Origin of the sequence: Novosphingobium sp. Chol11, assembly GCF_945870625.1 — a bacterium.
GTDB lineage: Bacteria > Pseudomonadota > Alphaproteobacteria > Sphingomonadales > Sphingomonadaceae > Novosphingobium.
This window is the reverse complement of sequence record NZ_CAMBTS010000002.1, coordinates 24,125-44,374: the sequence shown is the minus strand read 5'-3', so window position 1 is coordinate 44,374 and position 20,250 is coordinate 24,125. Positions and strand designations below refer to the sequence as shown.

Below are 20,250 nucleotides of genomic sequence, written 5' to 3'. Positions count from 1 at the left end.
ATGACCGACCGCGCATGGCTGTTCCCCGTTGTGATCGCTGCCTTGGTGGCCTTCGCGGTCGCGATCATGGGCGCGACGATCACCGAAATCGGTCCATGGTATCGCAGCCTCGCCCAACCGGCGTGGGCCCCGCCCGATTTCGTTTATGCGATTGGCTGGACGATCATTTTCGCGCTGATCGCGATCGCGGGGGTCAACGCCTGGCTCGCCACCCCTGATTGGCGCGAGCGCGAATGGCTGATCGGATGGTTCGCGCTGAACGGCTTTCTCAATCTGCTGTGGAGCTTCCTGTTCTTCCGTTTTCACCGGCCGGATTGGGCGCTGGTTGAGGTAGTGGGCTTGTGGTTGTCGATTGCAGCGCTGGTGATCCTCACCTCGCGCCGATCAAAGGTCGCCGCGCTGCTCCTCCTCCCTTATTTGTTGTGGGTGAGTTTCGCCGGGTATCTCAATCTGATGGTCGTCCGTTTGAACGGACCGTTCCCCTGAGTCTGATGGCCCTGAGCGTTTTGGCCGGAAGCGCTGCGCAAGCTATGGCCGGGTTTTTCGCCAGCGGACGCGCCGCCGATGTGGTGCTGGCGGTGATCGTCTTCGAATTTGGCTGGTTGGTCACCGCGGGGCGCTGGCGCATGGCCGATGCTGCGTTGCGGCTGGCCCCCGGGGCGCTGATGCTGGTGGCGCTGCGCGCCGCGCTCAGTGGATGGGGCTGGGTCTGGATTGCTGCGCCGCTGTTGATGTCGTTTCCGGTCCATCTTGCCGATCTTGCGCGGCACAAGCGTTAGCTGCGTTACACATCACGGCGCAACCAAGCGGTTGTCGCGGGTGCTCATGCGGCCCGGAGACGATTGTCCCCGGGCCGCACACGCCATCAGATGGTCTTGAGGTAGGCGATCACGTCCGCGCGCTTCTGCGGATCAGACCAACCGGCAAACGACATCTTCGTGCCCGGCACAACGCGTGCCGGCTTTTCGAGGTACTGGAACAGCTTGGCTTCTGACCAGGTGATGCCGCTGTTCTTGTTGGCTGCCGAGTAAGTGTAGCCCGCAACGGTGCCCGCCGCACGGCCGACAATCTTGTGCAGCGACGGCCCGATGCGGTTCGCGCCTTCTTCGACTGCATGGCAGGTCTTGCACGTGGCGAACGCAGCAAGGCCCTTGGCCGCATCGCCGGTATAGCTGGCATACTTGAGGCCGTCGGTCGTGTCGGTGTTGTCGGCGGCAACTGCGGCTGCTGCCGGGGCTGCTGCCGGTGCGGCGGCTGCATCTGCGGCGGGTGCTGCAGGGGCTGCATCAGCCGCTGGCGCTGCGTCCGCGCTTGCTTCTTCCTGCTTCGCGCCGCCGCATGCGGAAAGCGCCAGCGTGCTTACTGCAACGCCGATCACCAAAAGCCCAAAACGATTGTTTGATACTGCCTTCATTGTGTCATTCCTCTTGGCTGCAAACCCACCGAACGTAGCCGCCTTCGGCCCTGTGCGCACGGTTCGTGATAGAACCATAGTGTAGCGATTATCAAAAAACGACTATCCCAGAAAGGCATTTTTTCCGGCCCGCAACGCGCCATGCGGCGGAACTTCGGGAGGAGTCAGCGCCGTGAGCGCGGTGCTGCGGCGATGGTCGCAGGCCGCCCAACTTGGCCGAGCGGCAATGGCCCGGCGATCAGGATGACACCGTGAAGCCGATCCGAGAAGCAAGTTTCCGCGCCCCGGTGAGACGCGGCTGGAAAGTGCTTTAGGGTTCAGGCCTTTGCTTGCACACCGATCGGCAGCTGACGCACGCGTTTGCCGGTGGCAGCGAACAGCGCATTGGCTAGCGCGGGCGCGGCGGGCGGCAGACCGGGCTCGCCAAGACCGCCCATCGCGGCGCTGCTGCTCAGGAAATGGATATCGATCGCTGGGGTATCGGCAAGCTTGAGCACTTCATAATCATTGAAATTGCTCTGCACGACGATGCCCTTTTCGAGCGTGATCGCTTCGCTGATCGCGGTGGAAAGGCCCATGACGATACCGCCCATGACTTGCGCCTCCGCATTGACCGGGTTCACCACGGTGCCGCAATCGACAACCGCGGTCACTTTCAAGACTTTCGGCGTGCCATCATCCTTCAGCGTTGCCTCGACAACATGCGCGGCGATCGTCTCGAAACATTCCACAATGGCGATGCCGCGTCCGGTGCCGGCGGGGAGCGGAGTTCCCCAGCCGCTGCGCTTGGCCGCTTCTTCCAGCACCGCGAGATGGCGCGAGCCGGGCTTCAGGTGGCGCTTGCGGAATTCGAAGGGATCGGCCCCGGCGGCATGCGCCAACTCGTCGATGAAGCTTTCGGCAAAAAAGCCGTGCTGCGTCGCGTTGACCGAGCGCCAAGCGCCCACTGTCTGGTTGGACACCTGTTTGAAATGCCGCCGTGTGGCTGCGGGCAGATCGTAAAACAGCGGCACTTCGCGCAGACCGTCTTCGGGCTGGGCAAAATCGTAGCTCCAGGCCGCGATCTTGCCATCCGCCGTCAGCGCGGCTTTTAGCTTGGCCGAACTTTGCGGGCGATAGGCGCCTTGTTTCACTTCTTCCTCGCGCGACCAGATCAGCTTGACCGGATACGGCACCTGCATCGCAGTGCGCGCCACTTGATCGACGATCTCGGTATACATGGGCAAGCGGCGGCCAAAACTGCCGCCAATCAGCATCGGGTGGAAGGTGACCTTGTCAGCGGCGAGGCCAGCGGCCTTGGCCGCCTGCATCTTCGATCCCAGCGGATCCTGCAGCCCGCCCCAGACATCGAGCTTGCCATCCTTGAAATGCGCGGTCAGCGCGAACGGCTCCATCATCGCGTGGTGCAGGAATGGCAGCTTGTAATCAGCCTCGACCAGCTTCGCGCCGGCAGTCATGAACCCGGCCTCGACATCGCCATTGCCCACGGTCTTGTCCGGCTTGCCAGCGACGCGCAGCTTGTCCTGCTCGGCAAAGATATTGGCCGTCCAGATCTTTTCGTTGCCGCCATCGCTGAATTTGGGCTGGAGCGCGCGCGCGCCTTTGAGCGCCTGCCAATATCCCCTGGCCACGACGACCACCGCGCTATCGAGGCTGATCACCTTCTCGACGCCCTTGATCGCCATGGCGGGCGCGGCATCGACCGATAGCAGCTTGCCGCCGCGCACGGGCGCGGCGATCACCGTGGCCACACGCATATCGGGCTTGATCACATCCATGCCATATTGCGCGGTGCCATCGACTTTGGCGGGGATGTCAAAGCGCGGCACCGACTTGCCGATATAGCGGAAATCCTTTGCGGCTTTCAGCGCCGGAGCGGTATCGAGCGAGCGGGTCGCGGCCTCGGCGGCCAGTTCGCCATAGCGCAGCGCGCGGCCGGTCTTGGCGTGAAGGACCTTGCTGTCCGCCGTGGTCAGCTCGGCTGCGGGAACCCCCAGCCGTTTGGCCGCCGTTTCGACCAGCGCCATGCGCGTCGCCGCGCCGATCACGCGAAACCCGCGCTCGCCGGTAAAGCGCAGCGCGGAAGAACCGCCAGTGATCTGCAGGTTCATCGAACGCGCGACCATCGACAGAAGCGATTCGGGCAGCGAGGCGACGATCCCGGGATAACCGCTCATCTCGCTAAGGAAGCCGCGCCCGAGCACGACATTGGCAAAGGGGGATTCGGCAGGCGCAGAAACCACCGCGATCTTGTCCCACGCGGCATCGAGCTCCTCGGCCAGCATCTGCCCAAGGCCCGTGTTCGATCCCTGCCCGATATCGGTGTGCGGCGAATAAAGCGTGACGGTGTCGTCTTCGCCGATGCGCAGCCAGGTGGCGAAGTTGTGCCCGTCCTTGCCATTGGTCATCGCCGCTGCCGACGATTCCGCCGCGCCGTCGGCGTACTTGATCGCAAACACCCCGCCGCCGATCACAGCGGCTCCGCCCACGAGGAACGCTCTACGGATCATGCCCATCTGCTTGTCTCCTCAGGCCTGAACGGCGGCGGCGTTGCCAGCTACGTCGTGGATCGCCGCGCGGATGCGGGGATAGGTGCCGCAGCGGCAAATATTGGTCATTGCGGCGTCAATCTGCGCATCGCTTGGCTTGGGGGTGGCCGCGAGCAGCGCCGCCGCCGCCATGATCTGGCCCGATTGGCAATAGCCGCACTGCGGCACCTGATGCGCGATCCATGCGGCCTGCAACGCGGTCAGCTTGCCATCTGCGGCGGCCAACCCTTCGATCGTGGTGATCGATTTGCCGGCCACATCGCTGATCGGCACGCTGCACGAGCGGGCGATCTGGCCATCGATATGCACGCTGCAGGCCCCGCAAGCGGCAATTCCGCAACCGAACTTCGTGCCCGTCATGCCCAGTTCTTCGCGGATCGCCCAGAGCAGCGGCGTATCCGTTTCTCCTTCGAACGACACCGGCTTGCCGTTGACCTTTGCTTCGATTGCCATGCTGCCTGCCCCCGTGCACGCTTACGTGCGTCTTCGCCATAAGGTTGCGTATAGCAACCCATATCGGGCATGGCCACAGACATCTTGGGCAAGCGAACCGGCGGCAAGTTCGGCGCGGCAAGAAGCCCTGCCAAATGGCGAACCCGGCCAGTTTGTTGGCGGCTTGCGACCTTGCATCGCGGGGCGTGCATGACGACTATCCTGATTGCCTCCCCGCCAAACCGTTACCGTGACCGGGCTGGGACCGAAGTGGAGTTTGATGTGACCGAAGTGATGGAAAGACAGCAGCAAGATGTCGCCAGCGGGGTTCAGGATTTCGATGTCCTGATCATCGGCGCAGGCATTTCCGGCATTGGCAGCGCCTATCATCTGAAGACCCAGTTGCCCGGCAAGAGCTTTGCCATTCTGGAGGCCAAGGACGATATCGGCGGCACCTGGCACACGCACAAATACCCCGGGGCACGGTCGGATTCTGACCTTTACACCTTTGGTTACCGGTTCAAGCCGTGGATCGGCCCGCCAATCGCCACGGCAGAGGAAATCCGCAAGTATCTGCGCGATGTTCTGGCCGAGAACGATCTGGATTCGTCGATCCGCTTCAGCACGGTGATCAACCGCTGCTCATGGTCGAGCGCAGAAAAGCTCTGGACGGTCGAGACGCGCACCCCGGGCGGGGCTGCGGGGCCGACTTACCGCGCCAACTTCCTGTGGATGTGCCAAGGCTACTACGACCACGAGAACCCCTACCTGCCGGCATGGCCGGGTGCGGGCGACTTCAAGGGCTTGCTCGTTCACGCGCAGAAGTGGACCGACGATATCGATTACACCGGCAAAAAGGTCGTGGTTATCGGCTCGGGCGCGACCGCCGCGACGGTGATCCCGGCGATGGCGGACAAGGCAGAGCACGTCACCATGCTGCAGCGCTCGCCGACCTATTTCTATTGCTACCCCAACCGCAGCGATCTGGCCGACCGGCTGCGCGAAATCGGCGTGGACGAGGATACCGTGCACCGCTGTGTGCGGCTCGATTATCTGCACAACCTCAAAATGCTAGACCGCCGGGCGCGCGAAGAGCCCGACATGGTGTTCGAAGAACTGAAGGAACTGATCCGCCAGTATGCCGGACCGGACTTCCAGTTCGAGCCCGATTTCACCCCGACATACCGGCCGTGGCAACAGCGCCTGGCCTTCATCCCCGATGGCGACATGTTTGAGCGCATCCGCGAGGGCAAAGTCTCGGCGGTGACCGATACCATTGACCACTTCACTCCCGGCGGCATCCAGCTCAGCTCGGGCAAGGATCTGGAAGCCGATATCGTCGTTGCGGCGACCGGCTTCAATCTGCTGGTGATGGGCGGCATCGCTTTCGAGGTGGACGGCGTGCCGGTCGATTGGTCGCAGAAGGCGACCTATCGCGGCATGATGTTCGAAGGCGTGCCGAACATGGCGTGGGTGTTCGGCTATTTCCGCGCGGCGTGGACGCTGCGGGTCGATCTGCTGGGCGATTTCGTGTGCGAGCTGCTGCGCCATATGGATGCGAAGGGTGCGGCGAAGGTGAACATTGTGGTGCCGGCTGGGCTGGCGGGCGAGACGCTGATGCCGTGGATCGAGGACGATAACTTCAATCCGAGCTACTTGGTGCGCGATATGGACAAGCTGCCCAAGCGGCTTGGCGAGCAACCCGAATGGCGCCACACGCAAGACTATTGGCGCGAGGCGGTCGATATCCCCGCGATCAATCTCGATGGCGAAGAGTTTGCCTATAGCTGAGCAAGTGCCGCGACAAAGCTGGGCCAGCCCCCCTCGATCCTGAGGCGGATCGAGGGGGGCTGGCCCTTTTTCTGGCCCTAACCCTGACGTTGCCGCCGATATTCCAGCGCGCCCATCCCCGACCACCGTTTGAATGCGCGCGAGAAACTCGATGGTTCGGCAAAGCCGACCGCGAAGGCAATCCCCTCGATCGTCATGCGCCGATCCATCAGCAGTTCGCGCGCGCGGCCATAGCGTGCCTCGTCCACCATCGCCGAAAACCGCGTTCCTTCTTCGGCCAGCCGCCGGTGCAGCGTCCGCTCGGAAAGCGCGAGCAGGCGCGCAGCTTCGCCTGCAGTCAGGAATTCGCCATTGGTGCGGCTGAGCTGGGCCGCCAGCCGGGCCTTGATCGTGGAGTCGGCTTGCGCGCGCTTGAGCATGGAGTCGCAGCGTGAGCTATAAAGCATCAGGAGATCGCTATCCGCGAGTGGCAGCGGCAGGCTGGCGGCGCCCGGCCGGAACAGCCACTGCGTCTGGTCGGCATTGAATTCGACCGGACAGGAAAAATGCTGGCGCAGCCGCGACCAGTTTGGCGGCGGCGGTGTGGTTAGGGTGACGCGTTCAAGCGGCAGGTCCCCACCCATCAGATCGGCAATCAAGGTGCGGATCGCGCCAAGATCGCGGTAATGGGTGAAATCGTGCAGTTGCTCGGAAAGTTTGCCGCAGCTGCCGATCAACGCGCAGGCCCCGTTCGGCGCAGAGGCAAAGCGATAGTTGATCAACGAATACGTAAGCGATTGGCAGCGGCAGGCGATCTCCAGCGCCTCGCCCAGCGTCCGCGCGGTCATCATGGCGAGGCCAAGCTCGCCATACTTGATGGCCCGGTAGCGCAAACCGACGTCGAACCAGATGTTCCGTGTGTTTGCGGTGCAATCGGCGAAAGCGTGCTGGAGCAGCATTTCTTCCTGCGCGAGCAAATCGCGCGCCTGTTCGTCAAAGCGAACAGGCCGGATCTGGCTGTTGCGGCAGAACGTTTCCCAATCGACCTTGAACTCGTTGACCAGCGCATTGCACATGATCCGCGCGCTCAGATCCGGCAATGTTGCGTAGAGTGCGTTGGAGTCCATGACGCCGTCCCTCTCTCGATTATTATTATACAATCCTCTTCCGTGCAGAGTAGCGGGCACTGGCCACATCCGTCAATAACTTGGCGAGCAGCGTCATGGCGCAGCGAATCGAAACTGCCTAGCTTTCTGCCTAATCAGAAGAAAATTCGGGGGAATCGTTATCTCACAGAGATTTGGTAAGGTCTTGGCCGGTGCGGGACAGGGCTATGCTGCGCCTTCCTCGCCGCAGCAGACCGACACTGACCTTGGCGCTGACTTTGGCGCTGACCCTTGCCGCAATGCCGCTCGTCGGCCCGGTTTGTCACGCTGCAAAGCGGGAGCCTCGTGATGGAGCAGCCCTTTATCCTGCCCGAGGTCGCCGCTGTGCTTGCGGCAGGCGCCGAGCAAGGCGGCCCGCATCTGGCCGATCTTTCGGCGGCGGACATGCGCACCACCTATCAGCAGATGGGCGCCGCATTCGATGCGCCGCTCGAGCCTAGCGTGCGCTGGACCGATGTGGACGGCGCAAGCTGCCCGCTGCGCGCCTATTTCCCCGGCGAGGCCAAGGCCGGTCCGGTCATCCTTTATATGCATGGCGGCGGCTGGGTGATCGGCGATCTGGAGACGCACCATCCGCTCTGCGCGATGATTGCGGCCGAGACCGGGCTGCGCGTGGTGGCGGTGGATTATCGTCTCGCGCCCGAGCACCCGTTCCCTGCCGCCCACGACGATTGCCTGGCAGCCGCGCGCTTCGTGTTGGCGGGCCCGTCCGCACTGGAAGCGCCTGTGACGGGCCTTGCCGTGGCCGGCGACAGCGCGGGGGGCAATCTTGCTTTCTACGTGGCCAGCGCCATGGGGCCCGGCGGCGTTCTGGCGCAGTTGCTCATCTACCCCTGGGTCGATTGTACCAGCCCTGACCATGGGTCTTATCAGGATCTCGCCGAGGGCTACATCCTTGATCGCAAGCTGCTCGACCGGTTCGTGGCGGATTATCTGCCGGAAGCGGCAGATGCCGGGGGCACCGCTGCCTCGCCCGTGCTCCACCCGATCCCCGCCGGACTTCCGCCGACCGTGCTCGTCACGGCCGGGCTCGATCCCTTGCGCGATCAGGGCCGGGCGCTCGCGGCCGGCATCGCCCAGCAGGGCATCGAGGTGCATTTCATCGAGGCAAAAGGCCTGATCCACGGGCTGGCGACCATGCGCGCCGCTTTCCCCACCGCCGATCATATCATGCGCCGCGCGGTCGCGGCCTTTGCCAGTTCAATGCCAAGCTGACGTGCACCCTTTAGGGCGTCCGATTGTCCGGACGTTCGACAGGCAGCACGCCAAAAAAAGAGAAAATGACAACCCAAAGGAGAGGGAAATGAACACTATCCGGCGCACCGTTCTGGCGGCATCCACGACGTTAAGTCTCGCAAGCATCGCTCATCCCGCGTTCGCGGCCCTTGCTCCAGCAGCTGCCGATGCAGCCGAAGAGGTTCCGGCCGGCGAGATCATCGTGACCGCCAACAAGCGGAACGAGAGCATCAGCAAGGTCGGCGCCAGCGTCGTCGCTTTCGACACCTCGCTGCTCGAAAAGCGCAGCATCGTCCGCCTCGACGAACTGGCCAAGGCGGTTCCCAATCTGGCGCTCGCGCCATCGACCCACGGCACGCCAGTGTTCACTTTGCGCGGCATCGGTTTCAACTCCGACTCGCTGGGCGTCTATCCCGCCGTCAGCCTCTCGCTCGATCAGGCGCCGATGCCTTTCCCGGTGCTGGCTGGGCATTCGCTCTATGATCTTGAGCGTGTCGAAGTGCTGAAAGGGCCGCAAGGCACGCTGTTCGGCCAGAACTCGACCGGCGGTGCGATCAACTTTGTCGCCGCCAAGCCGACCAAGGAACTCGAGGCTGGCTTCAATCTTGATTATGGCCGCTTCAATGAAGTGCATGGCAGCCTGTACGTCAGCGGCCCGATCAGCGAGACTGTAGGCATGCGCGTTGCCATCGACGCATTGCACCGCGATGATTGGCAGTACAACTACACCCGCGCAGACACGAACGGCGAACAGAACTATATCGCCGCCCGTTTGATCACCGACTGGCAGGTCAACGACCAGCTTAAGCTCGAACTCAACCTCAATGGTTCGGTTGATCGTTCCGAGCCGCAAGCGCTGCATATCATCGCCTCGCTGCCGTCAAACCCGGCAGCCCCCACGCCGCAGGAGTTGACGGCACCGCTGACTCCGCGCAATCTCCGTGCGGCGAACTGGTCCTTCTCGGGCCGCCGCGGCGTCGGCACCCAATCGGATACAGAGTCCGCCCGCCCACGCGGCAATCGCACGACATTCCAGGCGTTTTTGCGCGGGGATCTTAATGTCACCGACGATATCGTGCTAACCTCGATCACCACTTACAACAGCTTCAAGCAAGACATGGCGTTTGATCTTGATGGCTCGCAGTTTGAATTGGTCGACAATCCGCGCGGCGAAGGCACGATCCAGGATTTCAACCAGGAAATCAGGCTGTCCAATGCCGCGGCACCGGGCACGAAGTTCCGTTGGACGGTCGGCGGAAACTACAACAACAGCAAGGTCAACGAGCTTCAGATCATCACCTACGGTGACAACTCGCTGAGCAACGCCGGCACCAACTTCATCCATGAGTCCAACGTGCTCAACCGGGGCCGGATGGATATCTTCGCTATATTTGCGAACGGCGAATATGATCTGACCGACCAGATCACTTTCAAGGGCGGCGTGCGCTATACCAATTCACGCAACAAGAACCGCATGTGCGGGTCTGACACCACTGGCGACCAGCAGTTGTCGAGCCTGTTCCGGCTGCTCGGCAATCTCCTTGGCGGACGGGACATTCCCATCGGCCCGGGCGATTGCATTTCGCTCAATGCGCAAAACCTGCCGGGCGATCCGATCAACATCACCTTGTCGGAAAGCAATGTCTCCTGGCGCGCGGGCGTAGACTTCAAGCCCTCATCCAACACGCTGCTCTATGCCAACATTTCGCGCGGTTATAAGGCTGGCGCGTTCCCGGTGATCACCGGCGCGACGCAATCGGTGTTCACGCCGGCAAGGCAGGAATCGGTCACTTCGTATGAAGCGGGCGTCAAGACCCGGCTGGCCAACAATGCCATCTCGCTGGCCGGCGCGGTGTTCTATCAGGATTATCGCGGCAAGCAGATCCAGGGCACTGTCAACACGGCACTGTTCGGGCTGCTGCAGCGGCTCGACAACGTGCCTAAGTCGCACATCTTCGGGGTCGAGCTCGAGGCGACGGTGCGGCCAACGGCGGGGCTGACGCTTTCGGGATCGGCCAGCTACCTCGACACCCGGGTCGATGAGTATTCGGGGATCACGGTGTTCGGCGTGCAGAATGACTTTGCCGGCAGCCGGCTGCCCTTCGCGCCGACATGGTCGCTCGTCGGTGATATCGATTACCGGCTGCCGACAGGTTCGGGCGGCGAGTTCTTCGTCGGTGCCGGGATCAATTACCGGACCTATCAGGATGCCTATATCGCCGGAAGCCAGTTGCAGATTCCCGACAATGGCGTGAACCGTTGGCTGAACCGCACACCGTTCCGCATCGACGGTTATGCGCTGGTCGATGCCCGCATCGGCTACACCTTCCCGGGCGAGAAGTTGACGGTGTCGGCCTTCGGCAAGAACGTGTTCAACGCGTTCAACGTGCAGAACGTGATTTCGTACAACAACATCATCACCCAGGCGACCGGCCAGCCGGTGACCTATGGCGTGTCGCTCAAAGTCCGCATGAAGTAAAAGTACCCATGGCCGAAGGGAGCAGTGCCGAACGTGCTGCTCTCTTCGGTTGTTTTTTGCCCGCGCTGGCGGGGTTGCCAGCTTGAAAGCCCAGCATGCACCTCGATTCTGCCGCTGATTTGCCTGACCCCTCGCCTGATGTATTGATAGCCCGCGCGCGGTCGCAATCGCTCTCCGCCATGCTGGCCCGCGCGGCAGAGCGGCACGGCGAGAAAACCGCGATCATCTGCGGCGAGGTCACGTGGAGCTATGCCGCTTTTCGCCGCGAGGTGGACCGCCTTGCAGCGGGCCTGCGCCGCCTTGGCCTGATGCCCGGCGACCGGATTGCGATCCTCGCGCGCAACAGCCATGCCTTCATCGCGCTGCGTTTCGCGATCGCCCGCGCGGATGCGGTGCTGGTCCCGATCAACTTCATGCTGAACGCCGATGACGTGCGCTACATTCTCGATCATTCGGGCGCGCGCGCGCTGTTTGTCGATGTCAGCACCATCGACACCGCGCTGAGCGCCCGCAGCGAACAGGTCGAGCACCTGCTCGGGATCGATAGCGAGAACGCGCCCCCGCCGCCCGGCATCCCCTCGTGGACATCCTTGCTGTGCGATGAGCCGCACCCGCCGGAGGAGCGGGGCGGCGAGGATCTGCTGCAGATCGTCTATACCAGCGGCACGGAATCGCGGCCCAAGGGCGCGATGCTCTCGCACAACAGCGTGCTGTGGGAATATCAAAGCTGCATCATCGATTGCGAATGGACCCGGGATACCGTGGCGCTTCATGCCATGCCGCTGTTTCACTGCGCGCAGCTTGATTGCATGATCGGCCCGGCGCTGCATGTCGGCGCGTGCAACGTGATCACCGGCTCGCCTGCTGCCGACAATGTCCTCGGGCTGCTGGCGCAGCATCGCATCACCTCGTTCTTCGCGCCGCCGACCGTGTGGATTTCGCTGCTGCGCGCCCCGGCGATGGCGACATGCGATCTTTCGGCGCTGGAAAAGGGTTATTACGGCGCGTCGATCATGCCGGTCGAGGTGCTGCGCGAACTGCGCGAGCGGCTGCCGCAACTGCGCCTGTGGAACCTTTATGGACAGACCGAGATTGCCCCGGTCGCCACGATCCTGTTTCCCGAAGAGCACGCGCAGCGGCTGGGTTCGGCTGGGCGGCCGACCTTGCATGTCGAAACGCGCATTGTCGATGATGCGATGAACCCGGTCGCGCCGGGCGAGATCGGCGAGATTGTGCATCGCTCGCCCCAGTTGCTCAGCGGCTACTGGAACGATCCTGTCCGCACGGCCGAAGCCTTTGCGGGGGGATGGTTTCACAGCGGCGATCTGGGCGTGGCCGATGCCCAGGGCTACATCACCGTGGTCGACCGCAAGAAGGACATGATCAAGACCGGCGGCGAAAATGTCGCCTCGCGTGAAGTGGAAGAAGTGCTCTATCGCCACGCCGCGATCAGCGAAGTGGCGGTGATCGGCATGCCCGACCCGAATTGGATCGAAGCCGTTACCGCCGTGATCGTGCTGCGCGAGGGGCACCAGCTTGAGCTTGCCGAATTGCTCGAACATTGCGCCGACCATCTGTCCGGCTTCAAGATCCCCAAGAAGGTCGTGTTTGCGGATAACTTGCCGCGCAACGCCAGCGGCAAGATTTTGAAGCGAGAGCTTCGCCAATCGCTGCTTTGAACGGCATCATTGCTCAGGCGGCGAGGTAGGCACCGCCGGTTACGAACACGACCTGACCCTGAATCATCGCCGCCGAAGGGCTCGCAAGGTATTCAATAAGGCTGCAATAATCGTCATCGACCACGTTTCGCCCGCTGGGGCTGGCCGCTGCCGATTGGCGCATGATTTCTTCGGTCTGCGCGCCGTATACCTGCCGCAGCGCCTCCGTATCGACAGCGCTTGGCGCGACGCAATTGGCGCGCACGCCCAGCGGAGCCAGTTCCATCGCGAGATAGCGGACCAGGCTCTCCGCCAGCGACTTGCCCGCGCCCACCGCCGCATAGTTCGGCAGCGGCGAACGGCTGCCCCGGCTGGACAGGAAAAACACGGTGCTGCCCGGCTTGAACAGCGGCACCGCCGCCTGCACCAGATAGACCAGCGCGGTGCCGTTGAGGTTGATCGCCTCGGTCAGGCTGACCGGATCGATGGTGAGCAGCGGTTCGGGGATCACTTTCACCGCGCAGTGCACCAGCTGATCGAGCCGGTCGGTCTGTGCAGCGACGACGGCGAGCACCGCGCTCGCGCCCGCCGGCGTGCTCACATCGCCCTGGATGAGATGGCAGCGCGCGCCCGCCGCTTCGATCTCCGCCTTTGCCCGGTCGGCAGCGTCATGGTCCGCCCGGAAATTGAGAAATACATCGACATCAGGCTTGGCAAAGCGCCGGGCGATGGCAAGGCCGATACCTTTGGTACCGCCGGTGACGAGGATGGCCATGGCCCGCGCTCAGCCTTCGTGGCCGATGGAGGATGTCAAAGTCACGCCGAAGCGCTCGATCATCTGGCCGGCATCGGTGCGCAGCGCGGTCCATTCCGCTGTATGCTCATCGCGCTCCATCGCGGCCTTGTCGGGCCAGGTCATGATCGCGAACCGATAAGCGTCTGCGGGCGCGCCTTCCAGACCCTCGCTGACCAGAATGGTATCAAGGCTGGTGAGGTTCGGCAGCGCGCGCGCAAGCGGCGCGTGGACGTTGGCATAGGCGGTTTCGAAAGCGTCCCGGTCCTCGGGCTTGGGCGGCGACCACACGGCGACGAGCTTCAACATGGCATTCTCTCCTGCGGCGCTTCCGCTCGATCATCGCGGGTATGTCCCGCCTGCCTTACGCCTTGACCTGATGCTACCAAACAAGCGATTGCTATGGCAAGGGCGCGATGATAGCCGAATGACAAATCCGGAGTCCTTCCCGCATCATGCCAACTGCCGCCCCTCTGGTCTTCGATCCGCGCGATCCCGATGTGATCCAGCGCCCGCTTGAGACCTTGCTGCGCCTGCAGGCCGAAGATCCGGTGCATTGGTCGCCCTTGCTCAAAGGCTGGGTGCTCACCCGTCATGACGATGTCAAAGCGGTGCAGATGAACGGCGGTATCTCGTCGGACCGGCTGACGCCGTTTTTCGAAAGCCAGCAGGGCGGCGAGCAAAGCCGCCTGAGCGACTTGATCCGGTATTTGAACACATGGGTCGTATTTAAGGATCCGCCCGATCACACCCGGCTGCGCGGCTTGCTCAACAAGGTTGTGACCCCAAGCGTGATGCGCGGGCTTGAGGATGGCATCGCCGAACTGGCAGACAGCCTGCTGGATCGGATCGCGGCGCGCGGCGATGGGCAATTTGAATGCATCAGTGAATTTGCCAATCCGCTGCCCGCCAGCGTCATCATGGATCTGCTCGGCGTGCCGCGCGCGGATATGGATTTGTTGCGCGACTGGTCGATGCAGTTGCAGCCATTCCTCGGCAATGCCACCGGCGGCGGCGATAAGTATGAAACCGGGCGCGCGGGCATCGTGGCGATGGCCGATTATTTCCGGGATGCGGCGAAGGACCGGCTTGGCCAGCCGCGCGAAGATGTGATCTCGCACTTCGTGATGCTCCAGCAAACAAGCCAGATCACCGAGGATGAGCTGATCGGTTCGTGCATTCTGTTCCTGTTTGCGGGCCACGAGACGACCACCAACCTGATCGGCAACGGCATCCGCGCGCTGCTCCAAAATCCGGACCAGAAGGCCCGGTTCCTTGCAGACCCCTCGCTGATCGCCAGCGCTGTGGAAGAAATGCTGCGCTTCGAAGGGCCAACCGGCGCGGTCGTCCGCGTCGTCAAAGCGCCATTCGAACTGCGCGGGAAAACGCTGAACCAAGGCGACCGGGTGTTCGCCATGGTCAACGCGGCCAACCATGACCCTGAGGTTTTTGAAGCGGCGGCCCGTTTCGACATCGGCCGTACGCCCAATCGCCACCTCACCTTCAACCACGGCATCCACTTCTGCCTTGGCGCGCCGCTGGCCCGGGCCGAGGGGCGCATTGCCATCAGCCGCCTGTTCACGCGCTTCCCCAACGTCGCGATGGCGAGCGACACGGTGGAATACATGGACACGCTGACCATGCGCGGCGTGCGCGAAATGCCGATGGTGACAGGGTAGTTTGCCATGATTGATGCGCCTGCCTTTGGCCTCGCCAGCATTTGGGCAACCCATGCCCGCTTCGCGCCAGATCGGATTGCGGCCATCTGCGGCGACCAGCGGCTGAGCTGGGGCGCGCTTGACCGGGGCACCAACCGGGTCGCCCATGCCTTGCTGGCGATGGGAGTCCGCCACGACGAGCCACTGGCGCTGGTCATGACCAATTCGCTCGAAATGCTGCAAGTCATGTTCGGCATCGTCAAGGCCGGGGCCTGCATGGTGCCCGTCAGCGGCTTGCTCACCCCGGCGCAAGTCGCCACCATGATTGCCGACAGCGGCGCTGCGGCGGTTTTCGTTTCCGCCGCCAATCGCGCGCTTGTCGATGCGGCTGGCCTTCCCGCCAATGTCCGACGCATTGCCATCGGGTTCACCGGCGAGGGCTGGGACGATGGCGACGCAATACTCGCCGCCGCGCCCGATGCCGATCCAGGCGTGCGCAGTCGCCCCGAAGACCGCTTCAACATCATCTACAGCTCCGGCACCACCGGTCTGCCCAAGGGGATCGTGCAAAGCCACGGCGCGCGCACCCATTTTGCCTGGTCCAATGCGCTTGAGCTGGGCATGGCGAGAGACAGCGTAGCGCTTGTTACAACCGCGCTTTACTCCAACGGCACGATGTTCATGGTGCTGCCGCCGCTGCTGTTGGGCGGCACGGTCGTCATCATGGAGCAGTTCAGCGCTGCGGGTGCGCTCGCGCTGATCGAGCAGCACCGGGTCACGCACGCTTTCATGGTGCCGACCCAGTGCATCGTCACGCTCGATGATCCGGCGCTGGGCAGGCATGACTTGTCCAGCCTGCAATGCCTGCTCTCTGCCGGGTCGTCACTTCGTCCCGATACGCGCGAAGCGGTCATCGCGCGCATGACCCCGCATGTCTATGAGCTCTATGGCTTCAGCGAAGGCTTCGCCACGATGCGCAAACCCGGCGACGCGCCCACGCGGCCCGGCGCGGTCGGTCGTCCGGTGATCGGCTTCGATTTGCGCATCGTGGGCGCCGATGATGCGGAATGCGCGCGCGGCGAAGTCGGCGAAATCGTCGGGCACGGCCTTGGCGCGATGGCCGGATACCGCAACCGGCCTGATCTCAATGCGGCGATCCTGTGGCACGATCCGTCAGGCGCTGCGTTCCTGCGCAGCGGCGATCTGGGCTATGTGGATGACGAGGGCTTCCTCCACATCGTCGATCGCAAGAAAGACATGATCCTCTCGGGCGGGTTCAATATTTTCCCGGCCGATCTGGAAGCGGTGATCGGTGAGCATCCCGAGGTGCAAGACGTGACCGTTATCGGCATTCCGCACCCCAAGTGGGGCGAAACCCCGCTCGCGCTGGTCATTCCGCGTGGCAAACCCGATCCGGCGGCGCTGCTCGAATGGGCCAATGCCCGGCTGGCGCGCACCCAGCGGCTGGCGGGCCTCGAATTGCGCAGCGAATTCCCGCGCAATGCGCTGGGCAAAGTGTTGAAGCGCGAACTGCGCAGCGCCTGGTGGGACAAGCCGAAATGACAGACGCTTACATTGTCGGCAGCTATTCGAGCAGCTTTGGCAAATTCCCTGATCGCTCGCACAAAGATCTCACGCGCGAGGTCTATCTCGGCGTTCTGGCCGATGCTGGCCTTGCCCATGGCAACGACATCGGCATGGCCTGGTTCGGCAATTGCGGCATGTGGACAGATGGCCAGGGCAGCATCCGCGGGCAGGTCTGCCTTACCCCGCTGGTGCGCGAAGGCCTGTTTCCAGAGCGGGTGCCGGTGATCAATGTCGAAGGCGGCTGCGCCACCGCGTCGATCGCGCTGCACGGTGCCTGGAAGGATGTGCTGAGCGGCCAGACCGACCTCAGCATCGCCATCGGCGTTGAAAAGACGTTCAACCCCTCCTCGCCAGAGCGGACCATGCAACTGTTCGACGGCGGCATCGACCAATACGACCGCGACGAATGGCTCACGTACTATGCTGCCGCCGGGGAAGCCGCCGGCAAGCCGTTTGCCCCGGGGCCGGGCCGCACGATCTTCATGGACACTTATGCCATGCAAGCCGCATGGCACATGCGCACCCATGGCACCACCGAACGCCAGATCGCCGTCGCCTGCGCCAAAAACCACACTGCTTCGGTTCATAATCCCAAGGCGCAATATCGCTTTCCTCTAACGGCAGAGGATGTCCTTGCTGACCGGCCGATCAGCTGGCCGCTCACCCGCGCGATGTGCGCGCCGATTGGCGATGGCGCGGCGGCGGCGCTGGTTTGCTCGGGCGCGTGGCTGGCGCGCCAGCCTGCCGCTGTCCGCGCCCGCGCGGTGCGCATTGCCGCCAGCACGATGACTGCGGGCAAGTATCGTCGGCTGGACGAGCCGGGGCTTTCGCAGCTCGCCGCCGCAAAGGCCTATCACGCCGCCGGGCTTGCGGCGCAGGACATCGACCTTGCCGAAGTCCACGATGCGACCTCGTTTTGCGAGCTCTATCAATCCGAAATGTTGGGCTTTTGCGGCATCGGTGAAGGCGGCAGGTTGGCCGAAAGCGGCGCGACGGCACTTGGCGGATCGATCCCGATCAATCTGTCGGGCGGGCTCGTCAGCAAAGGCCATCCCGTCGGCGCGACCGGGCTGTCGATGATCGACGAGCTGATGCTGCAACTGCGCGGCGAAGCAGGCCCCCGGCAAGTGAGCGGCGCTCGCACCGCGCTGGCCGAGAATGGCGGCGGGGTCATGGGCTTCGATGAAGCGGCCTGTTCGGTTATCATTTTACAGCGCGATTAGGTCCGCATAATCGGGCGCGGCAACGGAGCGCCAGAGGTGACAGAGCAAGGGCCGCAAAAACGGGCGAAAACGGGGGCGAAAACGGGGGCAAAGGCCGAAGCGCGCGGGGGCGAAAGTCGGCGCGAGGCCTTGCTTGATACTGCCGCCGCCATGTTCGCCGCCAAAGGCTATGACGGCACCTCGATCCGCAGCATCACCGGCGCGGTCGGCATGCTGCCGGGGTCGATCTATTATCACTTTCCCTCGAAGGAAGACCTGCTGCTGGCCGTCTATCGCAAAGGCGTGGCGCAGTTCGAGGAGGCCATCGACGCCGCATTGGCCCACAGCAATGGGGAGCCTTGGCAGGTGCTCGAAGCCGCATGCGCCGCGCATCTCTCGATCCTGCTCAATGGCGGCCCTTATGCGCGGATCGTCAGCCCCGAATTCGTGCGCTCGTTTCCGCCCGCGATGGTGCCCATGCTCAACGCCGAGCGGGACCGTTATGAACGCCACTTTGAAAAACTGATCGCGGCGCTGCCGCTGAACCCGGCGACCGATCGCTGGCTATTCAAGGTGGCGCTGTTCGGCAGCCTCAATTGGTCGCAAACATGGTACCGCCAAGGCCGCTACACCCCCGCAGACCTCGCCGCCGCGTTCATCGCTATCTTGCGCGGGCGGGGACATGGCGACGCCGGCGAGATGTGAAACAATGGCGACCCCCTGAAAGAACATGTGCCCCGCCACCCGGCCTCGGCCATTGGGCTAGCCCGTTTGGCCGATGTGCGGAACGCGCCAAGTGTTCATCATGCCCCCATCTGTTTGCAAGACGAGGGGTTCACATGACCAGAAGATCTGCGCTTTTTGCTCCAATGATCGGCGCTGCGTTTGTGGCTGCGACAACAGCGCATGCTCAAAGCAGTGCTGGCTGGGTCAGCATTTATGCGTTCCCAACCGACGGGACAGTGTTACCCGATATGTGCCGGACTGCGTTCCTGAACGCGAGCGATAACCGTCCTCTGGTCGCAGCGGCAGGCTCGCTCTCCATAATCGAAGTCTTTGGTCATGGCATAGACTTGGGTTCCGCGCTGCCGGTCATCGAAGGGGTCTCGGGAGAAGAGATCAGTTTCGTGAAACGCTACAATGGTGCTCAGAATGCAACCCAGCGAGGTTGTGGGCCAATCGGTTCGATCAAGATGGATGTCAAGCTACCCGACACTTTGACCACTGATGTCGATGCGGCATTGCGCATCGGCACTGGTGTTCGCGTCCCGATGCGTATTGTCACCCGCCAACGCTTGACCGCTGCCGACTGGTCGTCGATCAACTTGCGACGGGAGAGTCGTGCAGAGCAAGCCGGGTCGCCCCTGCCGACGCCCCCGCCCCCGCCCCCGCCACCTTCGACCAATTGCACTGCTGTGACAAACTGCACGTCCGTAGTTTATCTGGGTCCATCCGGATCGACGGGGGTCAGCAGCGGCCCGACTTTCGAGCGGCCGGTCTTGTCCTGTATCGCTGATCTGGCAGGGTCGGCTGCGCGGATCAGCGGCGCTGACTTGTTTTTGACGCTGCCAGATCTCCGGGCGAGCGCGGCGGCACGCGGTTGCTTCGAGCGCAATCTGCCGATCCGCGTTTCCCGCAATTATGCCGCTTCGGTAGGTACCGTCCATTTGACGGCTCGCTTTGGCGAGGGAATTATCGTGGAGCTGCCCAATGTGGCTGGGGGCACCTTACGCGCTTTTAGCTCCACGCCGCGCACATTGACAGTACCAGAGGACAGGGCGGTCAATATCGTTCTTGGCTCTGCGCTGGGCCGCGCGATCGTCGGCCAAGTCCGCATGCCAATTATCGTTCGCAATCCTTCGGGCGGCCAAACGCGCACTCTAAATTTGATCGTTCAATCCGCTACCGGTTTTGGCGTGGAACGGCTGGAGCTCAACCCGCTGACCAAACCGGCGGTCCGTTTCAACACGGATTTAACCGGCAGCCGCGCGATCGGCGCACTGACCGGGACGGTGACAAACCGCGCCGCAGTTCGGTTTCATCTGTTCCCGACAGAGTCGCTTGGAGATTATCATTGGGTGCTGGAGCCGCTTGGGCAAGGCAATCCAGCGCGATGCTTTACTCAAACGACCGGGACTTTCAGGCCAACGGCGGTCAGCGAGCGTATCGTCGATGTTTCGCTGCTCCGCACCGGCGCGGCAGGCTGTGCGGGGACATCGGTGCAGCTGGTGGCGTGGTCTGGTCCCATCAGCAACAAGCAGATTCTGCTTTATAACCGCACGCTGACTATCCCGGCGTCATAGGCT

17 protein-coding genes are annotated in these 20,250 nt (G+C 63.0%); 11 read left to right on the top strand and 6 right to left on the bottom strand.

The annotated features are described in order from the left end of the window. A complete protein-coding gene (locus tag Q0O40_RS00860; RefSeq protein WP_295524977.1) occupies positions 1-486 on the top strand; it encodes a TspO/MBR family protein in 486 nt (161 codons plus the stop codon). Between the two features lie 5 nt (positions 487-491). Continuing rightward, on the top strand, positions 492-779 hold the full coding sequence (locus Q0O40_RS00855) for a hypothetical protein (RefSeq protein ID WP_295524974.1): 288 nt from the start codon (positions 492-494) through the stop codon (positions 777-779). An 86-nt stretch (positions 780-865) separates the two neighbouring features. Here Q0O40_RS00855 and Q0O40_RS00850 read toward each other — a convergent pair whose 3' ends face one another. The 3 genes from Q0O40_RS00850 to Q0O40_RS00840 all read right to left on the bottom strand — a co-directional run bounded on the left by Q0O40_RS00850 (position 866) and on the right by Q0O40_RS00840 (position 4,416). After that, complete coding sequence (locus Q0O40_RS00850) at positions 866-1,414, bottom strand: cytochrome c family protein (RefSeq protein WP_295524971.1); 549 nt, start codon at positions 1,412-1,414, stop codon at positions 866-868. 317 nt (positions 1,415-1,731) lie between these two features. Then, complete coding sequence (locus Q0O40_RS00845; RefSeq protein WP_295524968.1) at positions 1,732-3,924, bottom strand: molybdopterin cofactor-binding domain-containing protein; 2,193 nt, start codon at positions 3,922-3,924, stop codon at positions 1,732-1,734. An 18-nt stretch (positions 3,925-3,942) separates the two neighbouring features. Continuing rightward, on the bottom strand, positions 3,943-4,416 hold the full coding sequence (locus Q0O40_RS00840) for a (2Fe-2S)-binding protein (protein ID WP_295524966.1): 474 nt from the start codon (positions 4,414-4,416) through the stop codon (positions 3,943-3,945). A 189-nt stretch (positions 4,417-4,605) separates the two neighbouring features. On the opposite strand from Q0O40_RS00840, the gene Q0O40_RS00835 reads away from it, so the two are divergent. Next, complete coding sequence (locus tag Q0O40_RS00835) at positions 4,606-6,186, top strand: NAD(P)/FAD-dependent oxidoreductase (protein WP_295524963.1); 1,581 nt, start codon at positions 4,606-4,608, stop codon at positions 6,184-6,186. A gap of 77 nt (positions 6,187-6,263) precedes the next feature. Here Q0O40_RS00835 and Q0O40_RS00830 read toward each other — a convergent pair whose 3' ends face one another. After that, complete coding sequence (locus Q0O40_RS00830; protein WP_295524962.1) at positions 6,264-7,292, bottom strand: AraC family transcriptional regulator; 1,029 nt, start codon at positions 7,290-7,292, stop codon at positions 6,264-6,266. Positions 7,293-7,619: 327 nt separating this feature from the next. Between Q0O40_RS00830 and Q0O40_RS00825 the strand changes: the two genes are divergently transcribed. From Q0O40_RS00825 to Q0O40_RS00815, 3 genes are all read left to right on the top strand, one after another. Then, the gene (locus tag Q0O40_RS00825; RefSeq protein WP_295524959.1) at positions 7,620-8,546 is read left to right on the top strand and encodes an alpha/beta hydrolase; all 927 of its coding nucleotides are present in this window, start codon (positions 7,620-7,622) and stop codon (positions 8,544-8,546) included. 88 nt (positions 8,547-8,634) lie between these two features. Beyond that, positions 8,635-11,046, top strand: coding sequence for a TonB-dependent receptor (locus Q0O40_RS00820; RefSeq protein WP_295524956.1), 2,412 nt, complete (start codon positions 8,635-8,637; stop codon positions 11,044-11,046). Between the two features lie 95 nt (positions 11,047-11,141). After that, positions 11,142-12,725, top strand: a complete 1,584-nt coding sequence (locus Q0O40_RS00815; protein WP_295524953.1) for a fatty acyl-CoA synthetase — start codon at positions 11,142-11,144, stop codon at positions 12,723-12,725. A gap of 13 nt (positions 12,726-12,738) precedes the next feature. On the opposite strand, the gene Q0O40_RS00810 is transcribed toward Q0O40_RS00815, so the two are convergent. Further along, the gene (locus tag Q0O40_RS00810; protein WP_295524951.1) at positions 12,739-13,479 is read right to left on the bottom strand and encodes an SDR family oxidoreductase; all 741 of its coding nucleotides are present in this window, start codon (positions 13,477-13,479) and stop codon (positions 12,739-12,741) included. A 9-nt stretch (positions 13,480-13,488) separates the two neighbouring features. Further along, a complete protein-coding gene (locus Q0O40_RS00805; protein ID WP_295524949.1) occupies positions 13,489-13,806 on the bottom strand; it encodes an EthD family reductase in 318 nt (105 codons plus the stop codon). A 146-nt stretch (positions 13,807-13,952) separates the two neighbouring features. Here Q0O40_RS00805 and Q0O40_RS00800 point away from each other — a divergent pair, with 146 nt between their 5' ends. From Q0O40_RS00800 to Q0O40_RS00780, 5 genes are all read left to right on the top strand, one after another. Next, positions 13,953-15,176, top strand: coding sequence for a cytochrome P450 (locus tag Q0O40_RS00800; protein ID WP_295524946.1), 1,224 nt, complete (start codon positions 13,953-13,955; stop codon positions 15,174-15,176). A gap of 6 nt (positions 15,177-15,182) precedes the next feature. Then, entirely contained in the window at positions 15,183-16,718 is a 1,536-nt protein-coding gene (locus Q0O40_RS00795; protein WP_295524943.1) for a class I adenylate-forming enzyme family protein, read from the top strand. After that, on the top strand, positions 16,715-17,965 hold the full coding sequence (locus tag Q0O40_RS00790; protein WP_295524939.1) for a thiolase family protein: 1,251 nt from the start codon (positions 16,715-16,717) through the stop codon (positions 17,963-17,965). Before Q0O40_RS00795 ends, Q0O40_RS00790 begins: the two co-directional genes overlap by 4 nt. Before the next feature lie 129 nt (positions 17,966-18,094). Beyond that, the gene (locus tag Q0O40_RS00785; protein WP_295524937.1) at positions 18,095-18,649 is read left to right on the top strand and encodes a TetR/AcrR family transcriptional regulator; all 555 of its coding nucleotides are present in this window, start codon (positions 18,095-18,097) and stop codon (positions 18,647-18,649) included. Positions 18,650-18,783: 134 nt separating this feature from the next. Further along, complete coding sequence (locus Q0O40_RS00780; RefSeq protein ID WP_295524934.1) at positions 18,784-20,247, top strand: hypothetical protein; 1,464 nt, start codon at positions 18,784-18,786, stop codon at positions 20,245-20,247. Positions 20,248-20,250 lie beyond the last annotated feature (3 nt).